The sequence below is a fragment of the Mailhella sp. genome, assembly GCF_057866825.1.
In genome coordinates, this window is the sequence record NZ_DBMAHT010000006.1 from 9,816 (window position 1) to 33,331 (window position 23,516).

Genomic DNA, 23,516 nt, shown 5'->3' on the forward strand with positions numbered 1-23,516 from the left:
AGCGCTCCCGGAACATGGTTCCGGGAGCGCTTTTCTGTGCGTTTTCCTGAAAGCTTTCTGCGCCTTTCGGGGCGTTTCAAGGTCGCGTCGGGCTTCGCTCCTTTCAGCGGCAGCAGTTCCGGTAGGGGCAGCGCTCGCAGCGGTCGGTGCGGCGCGGCGCGAAGCTCTCGGCCGTGGCCATGTGCCGCAGCACGAAGCCGAGCAGGGCGGGAATGCGCTCCGTGATGATGCTCTCGCGCGTCATTTCGTCGATGTTTGCGCCGAGCAGGGGAATTTCGTCGCCGCGGTCGGCAAGCTGCACGAGGGCGGCGTCGTAGAGCGGCGCGAAGCGCAGGGATTCCGCGTTCTGCGGGTCGTTGCCGCACATGTAGAGATAGGCGGGCAGCTGAATGCTGGGCAGGGCGCGCGCAAGGTCCGGCAGCGGATCGGCCTTGCCGGGCCGCCACTCCATCATGGCGTCCCAGAGGCTCTCGTCGCTCCAGAAGGAGGAGTGCGGCTGCCGGCTCGTGCTGCCGCTCTTGTAGTCGAGAATGACGAGTCCCTGCTCGCGGCGGTCGAGGCGGTCGATTTTTCCTTCCAGCGTGAAGCGGCGTTTTCCTTCCTGGAACACGGCCGACACGTTGTGCTCAAGCTGGAGCAGTTCGAGCACTTCGGGCTGCGCGGCGGCAAAGGCGCGCAGTCTGGCCGGGCCCGCGGCTTCCAGCATGAAGCGGCTCTGCGCGGGCAGATTTACGGCAAGGCCACTGGCGTCGAGTTCTTCCCGGAACAGCGCTTCGAGCTGCTCGGGCTGCAGGGAGCCCTGCCCCACGGGAAGCCCGACAAAGGGCTCGAAGGCCCGCTGAAGCACGGTGTGCAGCAGGTTGCCCACGCCGAGATAGTCGTCGCCTTCCACGACTTCGTCCGCTTCCTTCAGCGCGCACACATACTTGCGGAAGAATCGCGCCGGGCAGGAAATGTAGGTGTCGAGCCCCGTGGGCGAGAGCTTGCGCTCCATGACTTCATGCATGCGTTCATTGATGGCGTCCGTGCGGAGAATGGGCGCGTACTCCGGAACCGGCGGCTCCGCCATGGGAAAAGCCGAGGCGAAGAGCGGCTCCGAGCCCTGGCGCAGCAGCGCGCCCTTTTGCTGTTCCACCCGCCAGACGGCTTCTTCCACCAGCCGGGAGCGCAGTTTCTTGCCGTCCATGACTCCGGTCTGCACGCCTTCCTGCCAGTAGAGAAACACTTCCCGGGCCCCGGCGATGAGCCGGTGAAAGGTGTGCGCGGCGAGCATGTCGCGGCGGCTGTTGTCCGGCAGGCCGAGCAGCGGACGGAGATTGTCGGGCAGCAGCGGATCGCGCGCGGGCGCTCCGGGCAGGGCGTCTTCGGTCATGTCGAGCAGGTACACGCGGTCGAAGTGCAGCAGACGGGTTTCCAGCGTGCCGAGGATCTGCAGGCCCGTGAGCGGATCGGCCTCAAAGGGTACGCGCTGCTCCGCAAGATTCTGATGCACGATGGAAAAGATGGATTCCAGGGACAGATATTCGCCGGACATGGCGTTGTCGGAAAGTTCGGGAATCACGCCCTGCATGAGGCGGGCAAGGCATTCCGCATCCAGCGGGAAGCGCGGCCAGATGTGCGCGCCGTATTCCAGCAGCAGCTGACACAGTTCCCGGAGCCTTGCGGCCATGTCTTCCAGCGTTTCCAGATTCCGCCACTTCGTGACGAGCGTGTCCACCACCTTTTCCAGAAGCTGGCCGGTCGCTTCGTTGAGCTCTTCCACCGGGGGCCTGCCGTCCAGATCGCCGAGAATGTCGTCCACGAGATCGGAGGTGCAGGCACCGGCGTCCACCATGCGGCTGCCGGTGCGCAGCCTGGCTTCCAGACGGGAGAGAAAGGGGCGAAGCGGCACGGGCTCTCCCCCTTCTTCGGCCGCGGGCACGCCGAGCATGCGCACGTACGGGTGACGGATGAGCGCCATGAAGCTTTTCCAGTGAACGAGGCCTGCGGCGTTCATGCCGCGGCGCGTTTCCATGAGCCGTTCCGCAAGCTGGGCCAGCAGCGAGCGCTCCAGCGGATAGCCGAGAGAAATGTTGATGCTCTTTTCCGGAATGTGATGCAGCGTGGGCATGAGCAGAGAGTCGTGGGTGATGACCACGGCGCGGCTCTCTTCCGGGTGCGGATGCGTTTCCAGTTCCTTTTTGAGTTCCAGAAGCTGCGAGTGCAGATCGTAGCCCGCGTGAAAGTGAATGACCGGTTCCCGGCCGCGGCTCTCGCCCAGCACTTCGCCCCGGGCCTTCCAGCGCGAAAGCCATTCCCTGTGTTCGGCGCAGCTCCAGTGCCCCGCGCCGGAGAGAATGTCCGGATCGGTGTGCAGGCACACGCGCGCCCCGTGTTCCCACAGGTAGCGGAAAAGCTTGTCTTCCGCGCGGGTGAGCCGCACGAATCCGGCCAGAATCACGCTCTTTCCCTGAAGCTTGAGGGGCAGATCGGGCGAGGCTCCGGCAAGCTGGGCCGCGTGCTGGGCTTCGAGCCCCGCCGTGCTCAGGCCGCGGCTGCGAAGCGCGGAGCGGTAGCGTTCCTGAATGCGGCTGAGGCTTCCGAGCAGGGCCGCCGCGTAGGGAGCCACCATGTCGTCCACATGGAGCAGGTCCGAGGCTTCCACCATGTGCCCGGCGCATTCGTCGAGAAGATGCGCAAGGCGCACGCCCCAGGGGTAGAAGCGGGCCATGCCGTCGTCGTCATCCAGACTTCCGGCAAGCTTTGCAAGCGGACTTCCTTCTTCTTCCTGACCGCTTATTTCCAGCAGACATTCCTTGAGCACGGCCACCTGATCCAGCGTGCCCGCCATGCGCGGCACGGAACGGGTCCAGCTTTCAAGGCAGGTCTGCACGAGCTGGCCCGAATTGATGATGTGCGGCAGCAGCATGGGCCTGTCCGCCTCCCGGCGGTAGATGTCGAGCAGGTAGCGCCGCGGACGATTGAGAGGAAACACGATGACCGCCTTGCCGGGACGGCCGCCCGTCATGTCGCGGACAAGATCGTGGACGCGCAGCATGAAGTCGTCGTCCCAGGGCACGATCTGGAACGGGCTGAAGGTACGGGTGCGGCTACTCATGGTCGTCTCCGGGAAGAATCGGGAATATTTCGCGGCGGTCGAGATACACCAGCGCGCCGCGCACGTTTGCGCCGCTCGCCTCGTGAAGCAGGTTCAGATAGCGCATGAGCTGGGCCTTGTGCTCGGGCGCGGGAAGATTGCCCGCAGTGCCGGTCTTGTACTCCACGGCCACGAGTTCCCGGCCGTCGTCCACCAGCAGATCCACGCGGAACTGACGCCCGTCTGCATCGAGCAGGGCGTGCTCCGGCGTGCCGAAGGCCAGCCAGTGCGGCGTTTCCGGCTGAAGCGCGTACCAGCACAGAACGTCTTCCACCTGCTTCTGCACGTTTTCCCTGTCCGGCACGGGCAGCGGAAACGTGGAAATGCCGCGCGCGGCCGCAAGCGCGGCGTCGCGCCTTGCCGAGGCCTCGCCCACGCCGGATACCTGAAGGCTTTCCAGGCAGTGATGAATGAGCGTGCCGCGCCGCTTGGGCGTGAAGGTCCAGTCTTCGAGCGGACTGCGGAACATGCGCAGGCGCGGAAGCCAGCCCATGGGCCGCCAGTCTTCGCCCGGCTGCCCGTCCGGAGCGGGCGGCGCATCCGCAGAGTCGGGCGCTGCCTCGGGCGAGGCGGGATTGCCTGCCGCGGGAGCGGTTGCTGCGGGTTCGGCTTCCGTGCGGGCGGCTGTGGATTCGTCTGCCGCGGGGGCGGCGGACGCCGGGGCGCTGCCTGAGGCTTGCGCCTTGCCGTCGCGCGGGCTCTCGCCGATGTTCTGCGTCTTTTCAGCGCTCTGCGCTTCGCCGGAAGGCGCGTCGTCCGCCGGAGCGGACGCGGAAGGCGGCAGATCGGGCGTTTCGCCCCACACGAGCGCGCCGTCCTTCTCTTCCATCGAGCTTCTCACCCGGGAGAGCAGCGCGTCGAGCATGAAGGGGATGGGCCCTTCGTCGGGATCGGACAGAAAACAGTGCAGCTCGGACACCGCGCGGGTCATGGCCACATAGATGAGGTGCAGCGATTCGCGCGCCGTGTCCATGCGGTCCTGAAGCCATGGCCTGCCCATTTCCCGGCACAGCGGCGCAAGCAGGCCCGTGCCGCGGCTGTTCCAGAACACGGACTTGTCGTCCGAGGCCCGGCCGAGGGAAAAATTGAGCCAGGGCAGAATGACCACCTCGAATTCCAGCCCCTTGGCCTTGTGCATGGTCATGATGCGCACGGCGTCCATGCTCTCGGGCAGCGGGGCCTTTTCCTGACTGCCGCTTGAATCCCACAGATCGAGAAAGCCGGAAAGATCGGACACGCCCTGTTCCTCGGCGCAGAACAGCACCTCCAGAAAGCGGCGCACAAAGCCTTCGGCCGAGCCGCAGCGCTCGAACACGTTCCAGCGCTCCAGCACTTCCATGACGGCGTCGTAGGGCGTGAGCAGGCCCGCGTTGTCGTGCAGGGGCGCAAACACGTTCTGCCAGGCTTCGGGAAAGTCGGCGGCAAACTGACGCGCCATGCTTTTTTGCCGGGAGCGTCGCGCGGCCCAGTCGAGCAGTGCGCCTTCGTCAAGCGGCGAGCCGTCCGGCGCGGTCATGGGCGGCAGCAGCTCCCGGGCGCACAGGGCCGACCAGAAGGCGATGTCGTCGTCGGGATCGTTCATGAAGCGCAGCAGGCTCACAAGTCCCGCAATGACCGGCTGTTCGGCGAGCAGCAGGCTCCCCTGCGTGACCACGGGAATGCGCCGGCTCATGAGCCACGAGGCGGCCTTGGCGGCCTGATCGTTGTTGCGCGCAAGAATGCAGATGTCCCCCCACGGCCGCGAGCGTCCCATCTTTTCCACCATGTCCGGCAGCATCACGGAAAGCTCTTCCTCTTCGCGGCCCTTGTCGAGCGTGCGCAGGCGCACGAATCCGCCGGGCGCGCAGTGTTCCGCGCTCTGGGCGGCGCGGTCGAAGGCTTCGCTGAGCAGCGCGGCTTCGCTCTGCAGCAGCCCTTCGTCGCCTTCGGCCAGCGGGGCGAGCAGTTCTTTGGCCACGTCCGTGTCGCCGAGCGGGGAGAACAGGGCGTTGTTCCACGCCACGATGCGCTGACGGCTGCGCCAGTTGTAGGGCAGCGTTTCCAGCGTGGGATGATCCACCAGCGCAAGCAGCGGCGAACCCGGCCGCACGAGCTGATCGAAGAGCGCCGCGTCGCCGCCGCGCCAGCCGTAGATGGCCTGTTTCACGTCCCCCACGATGGTGAGCGAGCCGTTCTTGGCGAGCGCTTCCTCGGCCAGCGGCTGGAGCGCCAGCCACTGATCGCGGCTCGTGTCCTGAAATTCGTCGATGAGCATGTGGGTGATGCTCGCGCCGAGGCGGCAGAAGAGTTCGTTCACGCCTTCGCTGTCGTCGGCGGCGCGAATGGCGAGCCTCGGCACCTGCGAGGCGGCAATGACGCCGTTTTTGCGCTCGTAGTGCTCCAGCCTGGCATAGACGGCCTGCGCAAGCTCGGCAAAGGGCATGAGCCGCCGCGCGCCGAGAAGCACGCGCACTTCCCTGAGGTCGCTTTGCAGGCTTTCGTAGAGCGCGTGCAGCGAAAGGCTGGCAGTTCCCTTCGACGCCTTGAGCAGGCACTCGTCGAAGCTTTCCTTCTGAAACATGGCCGAGGAGAGAGGCAGCTTGGTGGCGCGTCCGCCGCATTCGATGCAGGCGTTCAGCGCGTTGAGAAAATGCTTGCTCGCCTTGAGCTCTTCCTGTTCGATGCGGGCGCGCATGTCTCTGGCATCGTTTTCAATGCCGCGCAGCACGGCCTGAAAATGATCTTCCGCCTCTTCCGGCGAGGCAAGATCGCGGATGTTCCAGCCGTCGCCCGCGAGCATGAGCGAGACCATGGCCGTGACGCGTTCGCGGATGCGCTCTCCGGCCAGAAATCCGCGGGTCTTTTCCGAACGGAGCATCTGACGGCAGGCGCGGCGGAACAGGTCGCCGAGTTCGGGGGCTTCGCGGGCCTGCTCGGCCATGTCGTCGAAGATGGGGCCGGTGATGTCGCTGTCGGCAAAGCGGGGCTCGAAGTCCGGGGAAAGATCGAAGTCCAGCGCGGAGAGGCGCACCATGAGGTGCAGCAGGCTGTCGATGGTGCGGATGTTCAGGGAGCCGTAGCTGCGGATGAGCATGTTGACGGCGTCGCGGGCTTTTGCCGGTTTCCAGAACTTTTCCGAAGCCGCGGCGGAGGGCGAAGCGAGCGCCATGCCTTTCAGCCGCGAGAGCAGCCTCTCGCGCATTTCGGTGGCGGCCTTGTTGGTGAAGGTGATGGCGAGAATTTCCTGCCAGCCGTAGGCGTCGCCGTCCGGCACGGCGCAGCCTGAGGGCGGACGGCTCCAGGACGCGCCCGAAGAGCCCGCGAGCAGGGAAAGAAAGCTGCTGGTCAGGGTGTAGGTCTTGCCGGAACCTGCGGAAGCCTTGATCTGTCTGAATTCGCTCATGTCGGACGGGGTTTGGGGGAAGGGCATTCTTCCTTTGTCATCATCGGCCATTCCGCATAAGTTCGCAAGACGGAAATTGTTTCCTTGCGGCGCGGCGTTTCTGAGGCATAAAAAAGGCCTCCGCAGAAGTGCTGCGGAGGCCCTGCCGGGCGGCTCCTGCCTGCCCTGAAAAGATGATGCCCTGCCGGTTTTCGGCGAAGGGAACGCCCGCGCTTTTCGCCGGCGATTCGCGCGCTACGCGAGGCGCTGGCCCGTGGTGGCGATGACGGAGCGCCAGTAGTTGGACTTGATGTCGATCTGGCGGCGGCGTCGCGTGACGAGCTGGAGCGGCAGATGCACGAAGCGGTCGAGCAGGCGGGCGACGACCATGTTGGTCTTGCCGGCCATGGCCGCGTGCACGGCGTTGCGCCCGAGCAGGCCGCAGTAAACGCGGTCGTTGGTGTTGGCGGGCACGGAGCGCACGATGTAGCTCGGGTCGATGTACTTGACCGTGACGTTCATGTCCTTGTCGGCGAAATAGTTCTTGATGGCCTTCTGCAGGAAGAGGCCGATGTCGCCCAGCACGCGGTTGCCGGAAGCGTCGGTTTTGCCGCTTGCGGTGAGCAGGTCCTGCCCTGCGCCTTCGGCCGCCACGATGACGGCGTGGGAGCGGTTTCTGAGGCGTTCCTCAAGGGCGGGCAGCAGGCCGCCTTCGCCTTCGAGCTTGAAGGGCACCTCGGGCACGAGCACGAAGTTGACGATGTTGAGCGAGAGCGTGGCCTGCGCGGCGATGAAGCCGGACTCGCGGCCCATGAGCTTGACGAGGCCCACGCCGTAGGGCGCGCCGATGGCCTCGGTGTGGGCGCAGCGCAGGGATGAGGTGGCCACGTCCACGGCGGTGTCGAAGCCGAAGGACTTGGGCACGAAGTTGATGTCGTTGTCGATGGTCTTGGGAATGCCGATCACGGACGTGTGGAGCTGACGGCGGAAGATTTCTTCCTGAATGGCCGAGGCGGCCTTCATGGTGCCGTCGCCGCCGATGATGTAGAGCATGTTGACGTTCATGCGTTCAAGGGCGTCCACGATTTCCTCGGGGCTCTGCGGGCCGCGGGAGGAACCCAGAATGGTGCCGCCGAAGGTGTGGATTTCCGACACGTTGCGGGGCGTGAGCTCCATGATGTCGTGGTGATACTTGGGAATGAAGCCTTCGAGGCCGTAGCGGATGCCGAGAATGGAGCGCACGCCGTAGCCGTAGTAGGATTCGAGCACCACGGCGCGGATGACGTCGTTGAGTCCGGGGCAGAGTCCGCCGCAGGTGACGATGGCGGCCTTGGTCTTGCCGGGATCGTAATAGACGTGTTCGCGGGGACCGGCCTGTTCGATATAGATGGGCGTATCTTCCAGGCCCTTGACGTCTTCGCCGCCGTGTTCGGCGTCGAGGTAGAAGGGCACGGGAGTGTCGTCGATGTAGGGGCCTATGGCGGGGTTGTCGATTTTTGCCTTTCCCACCGTCATGATATGCGTATCTATTTCATGAGTCATCTGAAGCCTCCGGAATCCTAGAGCGGAAAGGATACTTTTTTTGATTTCGCTTGTCACGCAAAACTTTGGGGGACAGGCTCCGAGAGAAAAACGGAGCCTCCGGTCGCGGATGCGGCCGGAGGCTGGAGTGTATTCTAGGAAGTTTTGATCAGAGGTTACGCGTTGTCGCCGTTGCCGAGGGAATCGACCATGGTGTCGCGGTTGATCTGACTGCGGCGTTCGCTGGCCTTGCGCAGCTGCTGTCCGATGCGGTCGTTGCACAGGTCGATGGCGGCGTACATGTCGTCGTTCTTTTCGCTGGCGGCGAAGTTCAGATTCTGTCCGGTAAGCAGCAGGTCGGCCTTGGGACGATTGTTTTCCATGGAAAGCGTGACGAGCAGCTTTGCTTCCTCATCGCCAACCATGCGCTCTATCTTCTGAAAACGCTTGAGGGCGTAGCTCTTCAGGGGATCGGAAGGGGTAAGATTGCGGAAAACGACTTCGATCTGCATAAGCAATTCCTTCCCCGGCCGGGCCGGGAGCGGGGCAAACCCGCGTTCATGGGATGCAAAGACCTCGAACCGTACGGTCTTCTGCTCTTAGAAACAAGCTAGCATAGAATGAAACGAAGGTCCAGTAGTCGGCAGTTATGAAAGTCGGAACTTTGTTTTGGAGCTCAGCTCTTTTTTTTCGCAAGGAACTTGCTTTCCTCGCCGCGCATGAGACGGCCGATATTGGCGCGGTGAGCCCACACTATCATGATCAGAAGAACGACGGCCAGAGGTTCGAGCCGGAAGTATCCGAACAGGGCGTAGAACACCACGAGGGAGGCGGCCATGACCATGGAGCCCAGAGAAACGTAGCGGGTGACGGCAGTGACGGCCACGCAGCAGAGCACGGCGCACAGCAGGGGCCAGAAGGCCAGGGGAATGAGCGCGCCGATGGTGGTGGCCACGCCCTTGCCGCCCTTGAAGCCCAGGAAGGGCGACTTGATGTGCCCGGTGACGGCGGCAAGCGCCACGAGACTCTGCATGTAGGGATCCGGCAGCACGTTCACGGCGAGCAGCACGGGCAGCAGGCCCTTCATGATGTCGCAAAAGAGCGTCATGATGCCCCAGGGAAGACCGCACAGGCGGGCCACGTTGGTGGAGCCTATGTTTCCGCTTCCGGCCTTGCGGGGATCAATGCCCTTGAAGGTTTTTGCGATGACCAGTCCGAAGGGGATGGAGCCGAGGAAAAAGGCCAGGGCGACACAGAGAATGAGGGCAAGATAGGTCATGAGATCGTGTCCGGGTTGAGGTTCTGGAGCGGAGGGCGGAAAAAAGCCCGGCGCGACAGCTTCGCGCCGGGCGTGAGATTACGAACGGGCGGCGCTGTCTGCGCTGCCTGCGGGCGTTTGCGCGGGCTCGGCGGGAGCGGCGGGCGCAGGCGCAGAGGATGCCTCGGGCGCTTCTTCGGCCGCGGGCTCGGCCGCAGGAGTTGCGGCGGGTTCGGTCGTGGGGCTCGCGGGAGCCGCGGAGGCTGCGGGAGCTTCCGAGCTCTCAGCCGCGGCAGTGCCGTCAGCGGGGGCGGCTTCGTCGCTCGTCTGTGTGCCTGCGTTCACGGCCACCACCACGTAGGGCTTGTGAACCATCCAGGAGGTGAGCAGCACGGCGGCGTCGGCGGGCTTGTCCGTCCAGGCCTTCCAGTCGGATTCGGGCATGGCCATGACGGTCATGGGATGCGCCTTGAGCCAGGCGTCGCGCTCGGCGGGCGTGGCGAGATCGGGCACGGCGAGGCGTCCCTGCTGCTGGGGCAGCAGCAGATTGAGATGCCAGGCGTACGCGCCGGGGTACACGTCGAACGCGGCCGGGGAGTAGCCTTCCTTCACCTTGGCTGCCATGGCTTCGGCCTGAGCGCGGGGGCTCAGGATTTTGTCCATGGAAGGAGCCACGAAGGCCTGATAGGGCAGAAGCATGACGATCATGCCGAACGCGGTGATGAGCAGCGCGCCGCCGGGAAGCGCAAGGCGCGTGAAGAAGAGCAGCGCCACGGCGAGCAGAATGAGCACGCCGCCCATGTACATGGTGCCGTGAAGGGCGTCCAGCCAGGGATCGGCCATGGCGGGCACGGCAGGCAGGTAGGAGCCGATGTAGGGCCGTACGACGGGGAAGGCTTCAAGCGCCACAAGGGCGAGGCCGGCCAGCGCGATCAGCACGGAAACCAGGCTGAAGAAGCAGCGGCTGCGGCCGGGGGTGAGGCGCATGACGGAGCGGCCGGTGAGCACGGCGAGAGGAGCGAGCAGCGGCAGGGCGTACACGCTCATTTTGGCCTGCACGAGGGAGAGCATGGCCGCGCCGGTGACGAGCCAGATCCACAGCCAGCTTGAGCCGCCGCGTTCCCTGCGGGATTTCCAGGCCGCGGGAATGCCGCGCAGGGCGGCGAACCAGTTGACGAAAAGGATGACGAGAATCCACGGCAGCCACATGATGGGCAGCGCCGCCAGATAGTACCACCACGGCTGGACGTGACGTCCGCCTTCCAGCACGCGGCCCGCGAGCTGGGTTCCCACCATGTCGCGCAGATAGTCCTGATGCCCGCCGAGGTAGAGCGCGCCCGCCCAGGCCATGAGCATGAGCAGCATGAGCACGAAGCCGGGCAGGCCGTCGCGTCCGTTGAGGCGTCCGGGCGTGCCGCGCCAGAACAGGAAGATCACGCTGGTGACCACGGCAAAGGCGATGCCGAGAGGACTCTTGATGAGCGTGGCCGCGCCCATGAGCAGAAAGCCCGCGGCGAGCCAGAAGGGAGCAAAGGATTTGATCCAGCCGCGATACAGGCAGGTCATGCCCAGCGTGACCACGGCGGCGAAAAGCAGATCCATGCGCGGATAGCAGGCCGCGCCGCTGATGTACGCGCAGCCGAGCGCCACAAGACCGGCGGCAAAGGCTTCCCGGCGGTCGTGTCCGGTTCCGCGGGCGAGCAGCCAGATGGAGCCGATGAAAAGAAGATGGGACAGCGCCACGGCCAGGAACAGCACCATGGGCGCGCCCACGCCGGGAATTCTGGTGAGGGCGTCCATGAACCAGAAGTAGAGCGGCGGCTTGTCCGGGTAGGGCAGGCCGTTCATGGTGAGCATGAGCCAGTCGCCGCCCTTGAGATTCATGAAGGCGTCGGCCAGACGCACTTCGTCGGAGAACCACAGGTCGCGCACCTGCCACACTTCCAGGAAGGTCATGGCCGCGGCGAGAATCAGCAGCACGGGCAGCCCGGCGTAGGAAAGCGCGTCGAACAGCCTGGCCGCTGCGCCGGAAGCCGGAGGCTCGGGTGCGGGCGCGTCCGGCATGCGGATGTGATCCTTTTTCGCTTCTTCGGCGGGAGCGTCGAGAAGAATCGGCGCGTCGTCCGGCTCCGCGTCTTTGTCGTCCGCGGCGCTCTCAGCGCTTTTTTCTTCGGATTCCGGACCGTTGTCGGCGTTCTGCGCGGAAGATTCTTCCGTGCCGTTCTGATCGGGAGCGGCGCCTGGAGCTTCGCTCTCTTCGGAAGGCTCCGGCTTCTTCACTTCGTCTTCCGGGCCCGGCGTCGGCTGATGCTGTTCGGCGGCGCCGGATTCGGCGGCCATGTTTTCCTTGTTTTTGTCCGTGCGTTCTATGTTCTCGTCCATGGAAGGCTCCCGCTGGGGGTTCAAGAAGAGATGACCGGCAAGACCGGCAGTGTGGCGAGTATCCCAAAATATCCGTGACGGCGCAAGCCCTGCGCCGTGTTTCGGGCGATTTTTCATGCGCGCCCAGCGCCCTTTTGCGTCAGCGCAGCAGCACGGCGCGCCAGGAGCGGGGAGGCAGCGTCATGCGCTTTTCGGGCACGGCGCTGCCGGAGAGAAGATCGCGTCGCTCCGAAGCCTGCGCCCAGCGGGAAAAGCGCGGGGAAAACGTGGCGCTTTGCCGGGAAACGTTGCCGAAAAACGCCAGCGCTCCGCCTCCCGGCAGTGCGGACACGAGAGTGAGCACGCCCGGCTCTTCGCAGTCGGGCGCGTCGAGAAATTCGCCCGAGGCGATGCCGCAGGAGGCTCTTGCCGCGAGCATGGCGCGGATGAGATCGTCCATGGCGCATCCGGGCGCGCGGCGGTAGAGCGGATAGCCCGAAGGCAGGCCCCGGCGGCTGGAGGGCGAGCCGTTCGGCTGCCAGAGCGGCGGCGTGCCGGGCCAGTCGTGGCCTTCGGGCAGACTGCCGTCGAGATCCGTGCCGGAAAGCATGAAAAGGCCGGGCAGAAAGGCGCGCGCGGCCAGAAGAAGGGCGTGGGCGTCGCGCACGGCGGGCGCGTCGTCGGAGTTCGGCCGGGCTCCGGGCGCAAGTCCGCAGGCCGCGGCCGCCAGAGTCGGCGCGTTGAGCCGGGGAGAGGCGTCCGGGGAGGGCGTGAGCAGAGAGGCCCAGCCCTCGGGCATGAGGGCGGCAAGGCGGGCGTTGCCCGGCCTCGGCAGGCCTTCCGGAGCCATGCGCCAGAGCCTGCGCTGATCCACGCCCGCGGCCCTGGCCCTGCGCAGACTTTCGCGCGCGTACCGCGCCTCGCCCGTCAGCAGCGACTGTTCCAGCGCGGGGAAAAGCACGCTGTCGAGAAAGAAGTCCGCGCCGCTGTCGGCAAGCGGAACAAGAAGAGAGGCCGGAAGCGCGTCCCGCACCAGCACCGCCGCGCCGTAGCGGTGCGCGTTGCGCGTAAGATCGCGCAGCGCCGAAAGCCCGGGCTCAAGGCCCGCCCCTGCCGAAGCGCGTTCTGTGTCGTCGTTCGGCCCGTCCAGCCCCAGCCACGCGCCCACGCTCACCCCGATCAGTGCTTCGTGACGCAGGCCTATCTGATCGATGAGTCCGGCTTCCATGACGCGCCGCGCCGCGCCGGACGGATCGTCCCAGTGCAGCACCGGCCTGTCGAAGCGGCCGTGCCAGCGGTAGGCCCAGCGCCGTTTGACGCCGTCCACGCCGTCCACCGGCCCCGTGACCGCCCAGCCGCGCGGCGGCTCGGAAACGCCGTCCTGCACCAGCGCGGAAGGCAGTTCCCCCTGTGCGGCAAGCGCGGCGACTGCGCCTTCCGCAAGCGGAGCTGTTTCCTCCTTTTTTAAAGAGGGAAGAAGTGGCCAGAGCTGCGGAGAAATTTCGGTCATGGCGTACAGTCCGGGATAGTCCCGTACCCCGCGCAGCGACAGAAAGAAATCCGGCCCCGCGCCGGTGTCGGCGGGCAGAAGCGTGCCGCCGGAAAGAAGTCCCTTGCCGGCGAGTGCCGCCATCCAGCGGGAAAAGCTTTCCTCCGTGCCCGCCAGTCGTCCGAGTGAAAGACCGACGCCGTCCGTGCCGAGACCGACGGCGGGAGAGCGCCCGGCCCATTCGTCGCCGGTGTCGGCAAGATCGGCCAGCAGAACGCCCTGCACGCCGAGCCCGGCAAGACGCGCTTCCGCATGTTCCCCGACAAGCGCTTCCGTGAGCGAACCGCTGCCCGACCAGGCCGTGAGCGCGGGTGAGGCGAAAAACCAGGTTCGAGCCTCTTCAGGCAGAAGCGACGCGCGCGAGCCGCGCCGCCAGTTCAGCGACGAGCCGCTCACCACGGCCGTGACGGAAACGGCCCGGCGCAGACAGGCCTGCTCCTCCAGCCACTGAATGTACACGGGCCCGGGCCTCCCGGAAGGGCGGGGGGCGTCCGCCCCGGAGGGAGCGCAGCCGGAAAAAAGCGCAGCCGCCAGCGCGACCGCAAGCGCAAAAACGGAGAACGTTTTCATGGCAGAGAGAGATGAATTAAAATTTATCAGGAATTGTTCTTAATAATGCTTGCCTTTCCCCGGACGAAAGGATACAAGCAGCCCGTAAAGCGCCGGTGTATTTCAAGCGCCCGGCAAGGCGTCCGTCCTGCGGAGGCTGCCGGAGCATCCGACGCCCGAGAATGCAAACGACGTCCTAAGAAAGGAGTTTACCATGGAAGAACAGGTTCTCAAAGCCATGAAGGAAGCGGGAAAGCCCGTCCGTCCCGGCGACATCGCCAAGGTGCTCGGCGTGGATTCCAAGGAAGTGTCCAAGGCCTGCGCCGAACTGAAGAAGGCGGGCAAGATCTACTCTCCCAAGCGCTGCTATTACGAACCCGTGGCGGAATAACGCCGCGTGTGACGCACAAAACCGGCTTCGGCCGGTTTTTTTGTATGCTGCGCTCATCCCTTGTTCCGGCAATACGGAGGTCATGCGCGCGAAACAGACAGGCGCGATTGTCTTTTCTCTGTAATGTATGGGGAAAATGGCGGTCGCGTCTTTTTATTTTCGCGTATCCTGCTTTCTTTTCCCGCTGTTTTTTCCTGTTTTGCTTCATTTCGACAAAGTCATTCTTGTAAGAAACATGCGCTTTTTTTCTCGATGGCGGTCAAGGAGTCGTTTCCCCGGGCTTTCAGTTGACTTAACAGGCAAAATCCCTTTAGAGAAATTTTTTGGCGCTGTTGACTGTTGTTGACGGCCGTCTCCGAGCTGAAAAGGAGTATTGTCATGTTGAAAAAATGGAGTATCGGCGCGGCTGCGCTCGCTCTTGGCTGTCTGCTTTCTCTTTCCGGCCCTGCGCTGGCCGCCGACGCCGGAGCCGGGCAGCCGACGCGTCTGTCCTTCCTCGGCGGGTATCTGGAAAGCCATCCCACCGTCAAGGAAGTGTTCGAGCCCTTCATGGCCGCTGCGGAAAAGAAGTTCGCCGGCAAGATTGATTTTTCCTACTTTACCACCAACTCGCTGTATTCCGAGAGCGAGGCCTATTCCGCCGTGTCCGACGGCCGTGCGGATTTCGGGCAGGTTCGTCCCGCGCTCTTTCCCCGGGAAATGAAGTTGCTCGGCGTGGTGGCCCTGCCCGGTATGTGCCCCAACTCTCTGGTGGGCAGTCTCGTGGCGGAAGACCTCATCCGCAAGTTCCCCGAAGTGCGCGCCGAACTTCCCCGCAACACGGTGCATTTCACGGCCTGGGCGTCTGATTCGTATCAGATTCATTCCGTCATGCCCATCCGCACCCGCGAGGATCTGAAGGGCAAGAAGATTGCCGTGTGGGACAATCCCACGCTGAAAATCGTGGAGGCGCTCGGCGCGCACGGCGTGCGCATGAGCTCCACCGACACCTTCCTTGCGCTCTCCCGCGGCATGGTGGACGGCGTGCTCTGCCCCACGGCTCCGCTGCGTTCCTACAAGCTCACGGACGACGCGAAGTATCATCTTATTCTCGGCCTCGGCGTGAACACCTTTGTTGAAGAGATCAACAAGAAGAGCTGGGACGCCATGCCCGCCGACATGCGCAAGTGGATTGCCGATCAGGGCGGCATGAAGATGGCCGAAGCCATCGGCCGTTCGCTGGAAAAGGGCGCCATGGCCGACGTGGACTGGATGAAGTCGCAGGGACATGTGTTCACCGTGCTGAACGATGAGGAACGCAGCGAGTTTCTCGCGCCGCTGGATGCGCTGATCAAAAGCTGGAAGGAGAAGGTCTGCACGGAAGTGAATCCGCAGCTGGTGGACAAGGTGTACAAATACGCCCGCGAGCGCAGCAAATATTACGCGGAGCAGGTACACGCCGGAAAGTACGGCAACTACGGGCTCTGATGTTTTCGCCGGTTTTCCGGCGTGTTGAACAGAAAAAGACGGTGTTTCGGCATCGTCTTTTTTTTGTTCTGTGCTTCCGGGAGGGCGCTGATGCAGGGGGCGTCTGCGCGCAGATCCGCTGCGCTTTGGTGTTGCCGTCGGAGGCGCGCAGGGCGGTCGGCCATGCCGCAAATCTGATGGGGGGAGGGGAAAAACATGGGAGGCGAGCCTCGACGCACGTTTTCTCTCGCGGAGAAAGAGGGCGGCGCGTCCTGCTTCTTTGTGCGGGAGCGCGTAGCCGATGGGCTGAGTGCGGAGCGCAGGTCCGGCGGCGTTTTTCCGAGAGCGCAGCGTGATTTTTTTGTCGGGAATCGGCCACGTGCCGGATGGCGGCCTGAGCTCTCGGACGGTTCGGCGCGCCGTTGCCTGTTCAGGACGCACGCGCCTGTTTTGCCTTTGGAACAATCGCTCGTCCCTTTTCCTCGGAAGGGTCGGCAAATACGCACGCGTCGCACCGGGCAATCCTGCGGCAGACCGGCAGGGCAGAAAAAAGAAAAAGATGAATAAAATTGCATGGCTGAATGTATGGCAAAATTTTCACCATTGACTTAACAGTAATATTTAATTTATGACAACTCTAATGAATGAAAGATGTTCGGAATTCTTTCGCTCAGGATGGTTCGGCTGTGGAAAGACAGGTGAGAAGAATGAAGAGTTTCAGCATGTTGAAGAAGGTTGCCTTGTCGGCTTCCGCTTTTGCTGCGAAACGTTCGTCTGCGTTTTTTGACGCTGCGGAGGCTGTGGTCCCCCGTCTTTCGTTCTCGGCCGGAGCCGTCGCCGGGCGCTTCACCGCGGTCTTCGGCATTACTTCCGCCCCGAGGGGGGCAGAGCCTTTCGACAAGCGCCTGCCCGCCGTTCCCGCCGCGCTCATCTTTCCGACCTCTGCCTCTCTCCGGGCCGCTGCCGCGTCTTCGCTGCCTGCCTCCGGCCTTTTCCGCACCGGGAAGACAAACGCCGCAGATTCTGTAAAAGACACCGCAGCTTCTGAGCTCGTCAAGCGCCCGCTCGTCCGCCCTCAGCCTGCTCTTTGTCGACTGATCCGCACCGCCGCAGCCATGCGGAACGCGTGCGGCGCGGTGTTCTGCGGCTTTGACCCCGCGCGGCTCGATGTGGTATCCGTAAGGAGCATGGACATGGAATCGGGCCTGCGTTCCGCCGAGGCATCGCTCGCCTCTGCCGGCGCGTTCCGGCGCTTTCCGCGTCTTCGCGCTTTTTCTCATGGCCTCAAGCTCCATGTTTTGCCCGTATCCGGCGCCTTTTTTCCGAACGTCGGCCTCCGATCGTCTGTCGGACGCCCGGGGCTCGAAGTCCGGTAATGTTTACGACGGTTCCCGGAGCTCTGCATTCGGAAACCAACCCTCAACTCTCAAGGAGTGTTATCATGGGTCATCCTACAATTTATCCTACCGGCGTCACGCTTTACAATCCTGAAAAGGCGTACAACGGCTATACCGTCATGCCCGTCAAGGGACAGGGCGCCATGCTCATCGACATGAACGGCCAGGAAATCAAGCTCTGGAAGGGCGTTCACGGCTTCCCGAACAAGATTTTCCCCGGCGGCTATCTGCTCGGCAGCCGCGGCATCCGCAATCCCAAGTACGGCCTTCAGGATCAGGTGGACCTCATCCAGGTGGACTGGGACGGCAATGTGGTCTGGGAATTCAACCAGGCCGAATTCATTGAGGATCCGGGCGAAAAGCCCCAGTGGATGGCCCGTCAGCATCACGACTTCCAGCGCGAAGGCAGCACCACCGGCTACTACGCGCCCGGTCATGAACCCCAGTCGCTTTCCGGCAACACCCTCGTGCTCTGCCACCGCGACGCGCACTGCGAATACATTTCCGACAAGCCCCTGCTCGACGACGTCGTCTATGAAGTGAACTGGGACGGCGAAATCATCTGGGAATGGCAGGCCTCCGACCACGTTGAGGAAATGGGCTTCTCCGAAGCCGCCCGCAACGCCATGGCCCGCAACCCCAACTATCGCGGCGGCTCCCTCATCGACAGCGCGCCCGGCCTCGGCGACTGGATGCACATCAACTCCATGTCCACCCTCGGACCCAACAAGTGGTATGATGCCGGCGATGAACGCTTCCATCCCGACAACATCATCATGGACGGCCGCGAAACCAACATCATCTTCATCATCAGCAAGGAAACCGGCAAGATCGTGTGGAAGGTCGGCCCCGACTACAGCATCGGTCATCCCGAACACTCCCTCGGCTGGATCATCGGTCAGCATCACGCGCACATGATCCCCGACGGTCTCCCCGGCGCGGGCAACATCCTTGTGTTCGACAACGGCGGCTGGGCCGGTTACGACAATCCCAACCCCGGCGCGCCCATCGGCGTGAAGGCCGCTCAGCGCGACTACACCCGTATTCTGGAATTCGATCCCACCACGCTCAAGATCGTGTGGCAGTACACGCCTCATGAAGCCGGCTTCGTGGTTCCGCTGGACGCCAGCCGCTTCTACAGCCCCTTCATCAGCTCCGCGCAGCGTCTGCCCAACGGCAACACCCTCATCACCGAAGGTTCCGACGGCCGCCTCATCGAAGTGACTGCCGACCATGAAATCGTGTGGGAGTTCATCAACCCCTACCATGACGGCCGCAACATGAACATGGTGTATCGCGCCTACCGCGTGCCCTACGAATGGGTGCCGCAGGCCGAGCACACCCCCGAAGTGGCCATTGAGCGCATTAACTGCGCCACCTTCCGCATGCCCGGCGCCGCTCCCTTCGGCAGCCGCACCAGCGAAGTGGAAGTGGAAGGCACCCTCGGCTACGTGGCCAATGCCGGCGACTGCATTGCCGCTACCGACTAACTGATCCTGCGGGAACTTCCCGCATAACAACGCGAAACGCGTCCGGATTGTTCCGGGCGCGTTTCGTCGTTTAATGGTCGGGTGGCGGGGAGCAGGGCGGACGGCGGAGCCGCAGAGGCAGGGAAACATGCAAGTGTTGTTTCGGAATGCGCTCCGGCGACGGCTGGGAAACAGGCGGGAGTTCTTTCGGAGCGCGCGGAGAGGCCTGCCGCGCCGGAGGCTCCTTTGCGGCATCGTCGCGCTCTTGCCGCCCGCTGCAAAAAAGGCCCGGAGCCTTTGCGGCTTCGGGCCTTCGGATGCGAAGGATGATCGGCGTCAGATCTGCGTGACGATGGGCACCACGATGGGGTCGCGCCCCAGCACGTCGCGGAAGAAGCGGCGCAGGCTCGAGCGGATGCGGTCGGAAAGACGGGGAATGTCGTTGGGATTGGTGGATTCGAGCTGATCGAGCACCAGGCACTTGGCGTCTTCCAGCAGATGGCTGTACTGCTGCTCGAACACGAATCCGCGGGAGATCATTTCCGGGCCGTGCAGCACTTCGCCGGTTTCCTCGGCAATGACGAGCACCACGGCCACGAGGCCTTCGCCGCCGAGAATGCGGCGTTCCTTGAGCACCATGCGGCCCACGTCGCCCACGCCCTTGCCGTCCACCATGACGGACTCCACGGACACGGGATCTTCCATGCGTATGCCGTCTTCAAGAAAGGTGACGGGTTGTCCGTCTTCAATGATCTTGATGTGGTCGTGCGCCACGCCGCATTCTTCGGCAAGGCGCGCGTGCAGGGCGAGGTGGCGGTATTCGCCGTGGACGGGAATGAAGTATTCCGGCTTCACGGCCTCGATGATTTCCCGAAGTTCGGCCTGACAGGCGTGACCGGTGGCGTGAACGGTGCGGCCGGGGTGATGATACACTTCGGCGCCGAGGCGGTAGATCTGGTTGAGCACCTTGGAAATGGCGCGGGCGTTGCCGGGAATCACACGGGACGACATGATGACGGTGTCGCCTTCGTGCAGCGAAAGCTGCCGATGTTCGCCCCTTGCGATGCGGGCCAGCGCGGAGAGGGCTTCGCCCTGCGTTCCCGTGGCGAGCACGACGGTCTGACCGGGATCGAGTTCCGGAAAACCTGCGGCTTCGCTGTAGAGGTTGTCCGGCTGTTCGAGGAGGCCGAGTTCCACGGCCTTTTCGATGTTGGTGGAGAGGCTGCGGCCGCTCACGAGCACGGAGCGGCGGTATTTTCTGGCCAGTTCCAGCACGGTGCGGATGCGGCGGATGTGGCTGGAGAAGAGCGCAATGATGATGCGGCCCTTCACTTCGGAAAAAATGGCGTCGAGGTCGTCGTGTACCTGCCGTTCGGGCAGGGAATGGCCGGGATTTTCCACGTTGGTGGAGTCGGCCAGCAGCAGGCGTATGCCCTTGTGTTCGCCTTCTTCGGCAAAGCGGGCGAATTCGGTCACCGGATCGCAGGCTTCCTCGCTGTCGAGCGGGGCGGCGTCGAGCTTGATGTCGCCGGTGTGGAGAATCTTGCCCACGGGCGTTTCCACGGCCAGAGCGTAGCACTGGGGAATGGAATGGCAGACAGGAATGAAGTGGAAGGTGAGACTGCCCAGCGTGACCGAGCTGTGCGCGGGCATGGGCATGAGTTCCACGCGGTCGAGCAGGCCGTGTTCCTCAAGCTTGTGTTCCACAAGAGCGATGGTGAAGGGGGAGCCGTAGATGCGTATGCCGCGCAGGCTCTTGTATTGAAGCAGCAGCCAGGGCAGCGCGCCTATGTGGTCTTCGTGGCCGTGGGTGAGCACGATGCCCAGCACCTTTTCGCCCTCGGCGAACACGGACTCCAGCCGGGGAATGACCACGTCCACGCCGAGCAGCGCGTCGTCGGGAAACATCAGGCCGCAGTCGATCAGCACAACGCCCTGGTCGGTCTGCCATTTCTGGCAGTTCATGCCGATTTCGCCGAGACCTCCCAGCGGGGTTATGGTGAGATACGATTCAGACATGTAGGAAGGTCCTTTGATTCTTTTGGATACGCTGCATCCTATCCCAGACCGTGGCCCAGCACAAGCTCTTGTGCCGGAGCGGCGGATATGTATAATGCGCCACACAAAACCCGGAGAACTCCCGTGACTTTTCTTACCGTTTTAGCCATAGCGCTCGCGCTGGCCATGGACGCCTTTGCCGTTTCGGTGTCCGCCGCGGCCACGCTTCCCGTGGTGACCTGGAGACACTATTTCCGTCTCTCGTTTCATTTCGGCCTGTTTCAGTTTCTCATGCCGGTCATCGGCTGGGCTCTCGGCGTGTCGGTGCGCAGCTACATCGAGGCCTGGGATCACTGGATAGCCTTTGGTCTGCTGGCGCTCGTCGGAGTCAACATGCTGCGCGAAGCCTGGTCCGGGGAAGAGGAGGAATCTTCTTCCGGCGATCCCTCGCGCGGGTGGCAGCTCGTCATGCTGGCCGTGGCCACCAGCATAGACGCCATGGCCGTGGGGCTCTCCTTTGCCATGATAGGCGTTTCGGTGTGGGGGCCCGCGATCGTCATAGGACTCGTGTGCGCGGCCGTGACAGCGGCTGGCGTGAAGCTGGGGCGTCTGCTTGGCGGCTCGAATCTTCTGGGCAACAAGGTTTCCGTGCTCGGCGGACTGGTGCTTATCGGCATAGGCGTGAAAATTCTTTATGAACACGGGGTGTTGTAGCAAACTTTAATCGGCGTGAAAGACCCTTCGCCCTTGACCGGGAGCCCGATAGGATACATATAAAGAAAAACACTTGCGGAGGCCCTCCATGATTTCCCCTGTTCGCACAGAACTGACAGTGACGGATAACGTGCCCTTCGGACAGCCGGTGTCCGGCCCGTCGGGAGTGTATCGTTTCTACGCTCTTACCCTGGAACGTCCGGCGTGGAAAAGCTGGCGTCCCGGCCAGTTCATCATGCTGCGGCCCGTTCAGGACAGCGAGGGAACGACATGGGCCCGTCCGCTGTCCATCTGCCGTGTGACCTCGCAGAGCCTTGTGCTGTTTTTCCGTGTGGTCGGCACGGGAACCGATCGCCTTTCGCGCCTCAAAAGCGGCGACAGAGTGGTGGTGTGGGGGCCTCTCGGCACCAGTTTCGACATGCGTCCCGACACGCCCACGCTTCTGCTTGCCCGCGGCGTGGGCATTGCGCCCTTTGCCGGCTATGCCGACGTGCATCCGGCTCCGGCGAGTCTTTTCATGCTGTTCGGCCACGGTCTGCCGAGCAACAACTATCCCACCGACGCCATGGCCGCGCGCATGGAAATGGAAAACATGCGCGACCGCACGCCCGAGGAACTGGAACAGTTCCACAGAGTCGTGCGCGCCAAGATGCTGGAATACAAGGAACACGGCGGCATTTGCCTGGCCTGCGGCCCCATGCCCTTTTTGAAGCGCGTGTGGGAGAGGGCGCTTGAGCTCGATCTGCCCACGCAGCTTTCCCTTGAAGAGCGCATGGCCTGCGGCACGGGCGCGTGCCTCGGCTGCACCACCATCACCTCGAAGCACTGGCCCGATCCCGTGCGGGCCGGACTGCCCGTGCAGACCTGCACCAGCGGTCCCGTGTTCTGGGCCTCGGACATTGATCTTCATGCCGTTCAGCCGGACGAAAGGAGCCTGTAATGGATTTTCGCGTTTCTCTTGTTGACGGCCTGCTCGAACTGAAGAATCCCGTGCTGAGCGCTGCCGGCACCTTCGGCAGCGGCCTGGAATATCGCCCGTACGGCGACATCACCCAGCTTGGAGCCATCATTGTCAACGGCCTGACGCTGCGCCCCTGCGCGGGCGCGCCCATGCCCCGCGTGGCGGAAACGCCCGGCGGCATGCTGAGCGCCGTGGGCACGCAGAATGACGGCGCGGAACATTTCGTGCGCATGGTGCTGCCGGAACTGCCCTGGCAGGAAGTGCCGATCATTCCCAACCTCAACGCCTCCAACGTGGACGAATTTTCCGAACTGGCCGCCGTGTTCGCGGAAGAGCGCGGTGTGGCCGCCCTGGAAGTGAATCTTTCCTGCCGCAACGATCATCGCGGCGGTCAGCCCTTCTGTCAGAATCCCGTGACGGCCGCGCGAGCCGTGAACGCGGTGAAGCGTTCCGCGGGAGGCAAGCCCGTCATTGCCAAGCTTTCTCCGCAGATCATGGACATCGTGGAAGTGGCCAAGGCCGTGGAAGCCGCCGGCGCGGACATCATTTCCTGCATCGGCATGGTGCAGGGCATGGCGGTGGACGTGGTGACGCGTCGTCCCATGCTCGGCAGCGTCATCGGCGGATTGTCGGGACCGGCCATCAAGCCGCTTGCGTTGCGCTGCGTGTGGGAGATTTCGCGCGTGGTGGAGGTGCCCGTCATCGGCGTGGGCGGTGTGAGGTCGGCCCGCGACGTGCTGGAATTCATTCTCGCCGGCGCGCGCGCCGTGGCCGTGGGCACGGCCAACTTCAGCGATCCCGGCACCATTTTCCGCATCATCCGCGAGCTGCCCGCCCTGTGCGAGGAACTCGGCATTGACGATCTCGCGGCGTTTCGCGGTTCGCTGAAGGCCTGAGTCGAAGGTCGTTCTTCAAAAAATCTGATCAGTTGACCGAATATTTCGGAAGACAAAAGCCGCCGGAGCAGAACTTCGGCGGCTTTTTTGCGGTCTTTTTCCGGCAGGACGGAGCGCGGCAGAGTGGAAGGCGCGATCTTGTTCCTGCTGCGCCCCGGCGGCATGGCCCGGACGCGCGTCGGGAGAGTGGCGGAGCGCGGGGAAGGGCTCGACCCTGTGGCAGAGGCTCGTCGCGAAACCGCGAGAACCAGCGCGGCGGCAGGGCAGGCTCTTCACGGTGGAATTCTGCGGCAGGGAAGGGCGCACGGCGGGGCGGAAGGCGTGCCGAGTGGACCGGGAAACGCCTGTGCGGGGTGTGCCTGCGAGCCGCCGGACCGTTGAGGGAACAGGCGCAGAGAGGCCGCCCGCCGGAAGCATCGAGAGCTTTGCCTGAGGCCGGGAGCGGTGGATTGACCGCAGACCGCAGACTCGGCGGCATCCCTGCCGGAGTTTTGCCGCTCCCCCGCCGG

General features: G+C 63.9%; 15 protein-coding genes. 7 read left to right on the forward strand and 8 right to left on the reverse strand.

The window, feature by feature from the left end:
• Window positions 1–103: 103 nt before the first annotated feature.
• The 7 genes from ACZM96_RS01750 to ACZM96_RS01780 all read right to left on the reverse strand — a co-directional run bounded on the left by ACZM96_RS01750 (window position 104) and on the right by ACZM96_RS01780 (window position 13,645).
• Entirely contained in the window at window positions 104–3,097 is a 2,994-nt protein-coding gene (locus ACZM96_RS01750) for a PD-(D/E)XK nuclease family protein (RefSeq protein WP_489486929.1), read from the reverse strand.
• The gene (locus ACZM96_RS01755) at window positions 3,090–6,518 is read right to left on the reverse strand and encodes a UvrD-helicase domain-containing protein (protein ID WP_489486930.1); all 3,429 of its coding nucleotides are present in this window, start codon (window positions 6,516–6,518) and stop codon (window positions 3,090–3,092) included. Before ACZM96_RS01755 ends, ACZM96_RS01750 begins: the two co-directional genes overlap by 8 nt.
• Before the next feature lie 234 nt (window positions 6,519–6,752).
• A complete protein-coding gene (locus ACZM96_RS01760; protein WP_346665928.1) occupies window positions 6,753–8,039 on the reverse strand; it encodes an ATP-dependent 6-phosphofructokinase in 1,287 nt (428 codons plus the stop codon).
• Between the two features lie 155 nt (window positions 8,040–8,194).
• A complete protein-coding gene (hpf, locus tag ACZM96_RS01765; RefSeq protein ID WP_294487002.1) occupies window positions 8,195–8,530 on the reverse strand; it encodes a ribosome hibernation-promoting factor, HPF/YfiA family in 336 nt (111 codons plus the stop codon).
• A 164-nt stretch (window positions 8,531–8,694) separates the two neighbouring features.
• Entirely contained in the window at window positions 8,695–9,297 is a 603-nt protein-coding gene (gene plsY / locus ACZM96_RS01770; protein WP_489486932.1) for a glycerol-3-phosphate 1-O-acyltransferase PlsY, read from the reverse strand.
• A gap of 78 nt (window positions 9,298–9,375) precedes the next feature.
• A complete protein-coding gene (locus ACZM96_RS01775; RefSeq protein ID WP_489486933.1) occupies window positions 9,376–11,658 on the reverse strand; it encodes an ArnT family glycosyltransferase in 2,283 nt (760 codons plus the stop codon).
• A 139-nt stretch (window positions 11,659–11,797) separates the two neighbouring features.
• Window positions 11,798–13,645, reverse strand: coding sequence for a hypothetical protein (locus ACZM96_RS01780; RefSeq protein WP_489486935.1), 1,848 nt, complete (start codon window positions 13,643–13,645; stop codon window positions 11,798–11,800).
• A gap of 304 nt (window positions 13,646–13,949) precedes the next feature.
• Here ACZM96_RS01780 and ACZM96_RS01785 point away from each other — a divergent pair, with 304 nt between their 5' ends.
• The 4 genes from ACZM96_RS01785 (at window position 13,950) to ACZM96_RS01800 (ending at window position 18,459) form a co-directional block, all read left to right on the forward strand.
• On the forward strand, window positions 13,950–14,126 hold the full coding sequence (locus tag ACZM96_RS01785) for a DUF8462 domain-containing protein (protein WP_294487013.1): 177 nt from the start codon (window positions 13,950–13,952) through the stop codon (window positions 14,124–14,126).
• 378 nt (window positions 14,127–14,504) lie between these two features.
• Window positions 14,505–15,593 (forward strand): TRAP transporter substrate-binding protein, encoded by a 1,089-nt coding sequence (locus tag ACZM96_RS01790; RefSeq protein WP_489486936.1) that lies wholly within the window; start codon window positions 14,505–14,507, stop codon window positions 15,591–15,593.
• A gap of 686 nt (window positions 15,594–16,279) precedes the next feature.
• Complete coding sequence (locus ACZM96_RS01795) at window positions 16,280–16,948, forward strand: hypothetical protein (protein WP_489486938.1); 669 nt, start codon at window positions 16,280–16,282, stop codon at window positions 16,946–16,948.
• A 65-nt stretch (window positions 16,949–17,013) separates the two neighbouring features.
• Window positions 17,014–18,459 (forward strand): aryl-sulfate sulfotransferase, encoded by a 1,446-nt coding sequence (locus ACZM96_RS01800; RefSeq protein ID WP_489486939.1) that lies wholly within the window; start codon window positions 17,014–17,016, stop codon window positions 18,457–18,459.
• Between the two features lie 315 nt (window positions 18,460–18,774).
• On the opposite strand, the gene ACZM96_RS01805 is transcribed toward ACZM96_RS01800, so the two are convergent.
• Complete coding sequence (locus ACZM96_RS01805) at window positions 18,775–20,457, reverse strand: ribonuclease J (protein ID WP_489486941.1); 1,683 nt, start codon at window positions 20,455–20,457, stop codon at window positions 18,775–18,777.
• Window positions 20,458–20,580: 123 nt separating this feature from the next.
• On the opposite strand from ACZM96_RS01805, the gene ACZM96_RS01810 reads away from it, so the two are divergent.
• The 3 genes from ACZM96_RS01810 to ACZM96_RS01820 all read left to right on the forward strand — a co-directional run bounded on the left by ACZM96_RS01810 (window position 20,581) and on the right by ACZM96_RS01820 (window position 23,007).
• A complete protein-coding gene (locus ACZM96_RS01810; RefSeq protein WP_489486942.1) occupies window positions 20,581–21,150 on the forward strand; it encodes a manganese efflux pump MntP in 570 nt (189 codons plus the stop codon).
• 118 nt (window positions 21,151–21,268) lie between these two features.
• Complete coding sequence (locus tag ACZM96_RS01815; protein WP_489486943.1) at window positions 21,269–22,090, forward strand: iron-sulfur cluster-binding protein; 822 nt, start codon at window positions 21,269–21,271, stop codon at window positions 22,088–22,090.
• Entirely contained in the window at window positions 22,090–23,007 is a 918-nt protein-coding gene (locus ACZM96_RS01820) for a dihydroorotate dehydrogenase (protein WP_489486945.1), read from the forward strand. Before ACZM96_RS01815 ends, ACZM96_RS01820 begins: the two co-directional genes overlap by 1 nt.
• Window positions 23,008–23,516: the final 509 nt, after the last annotated feature.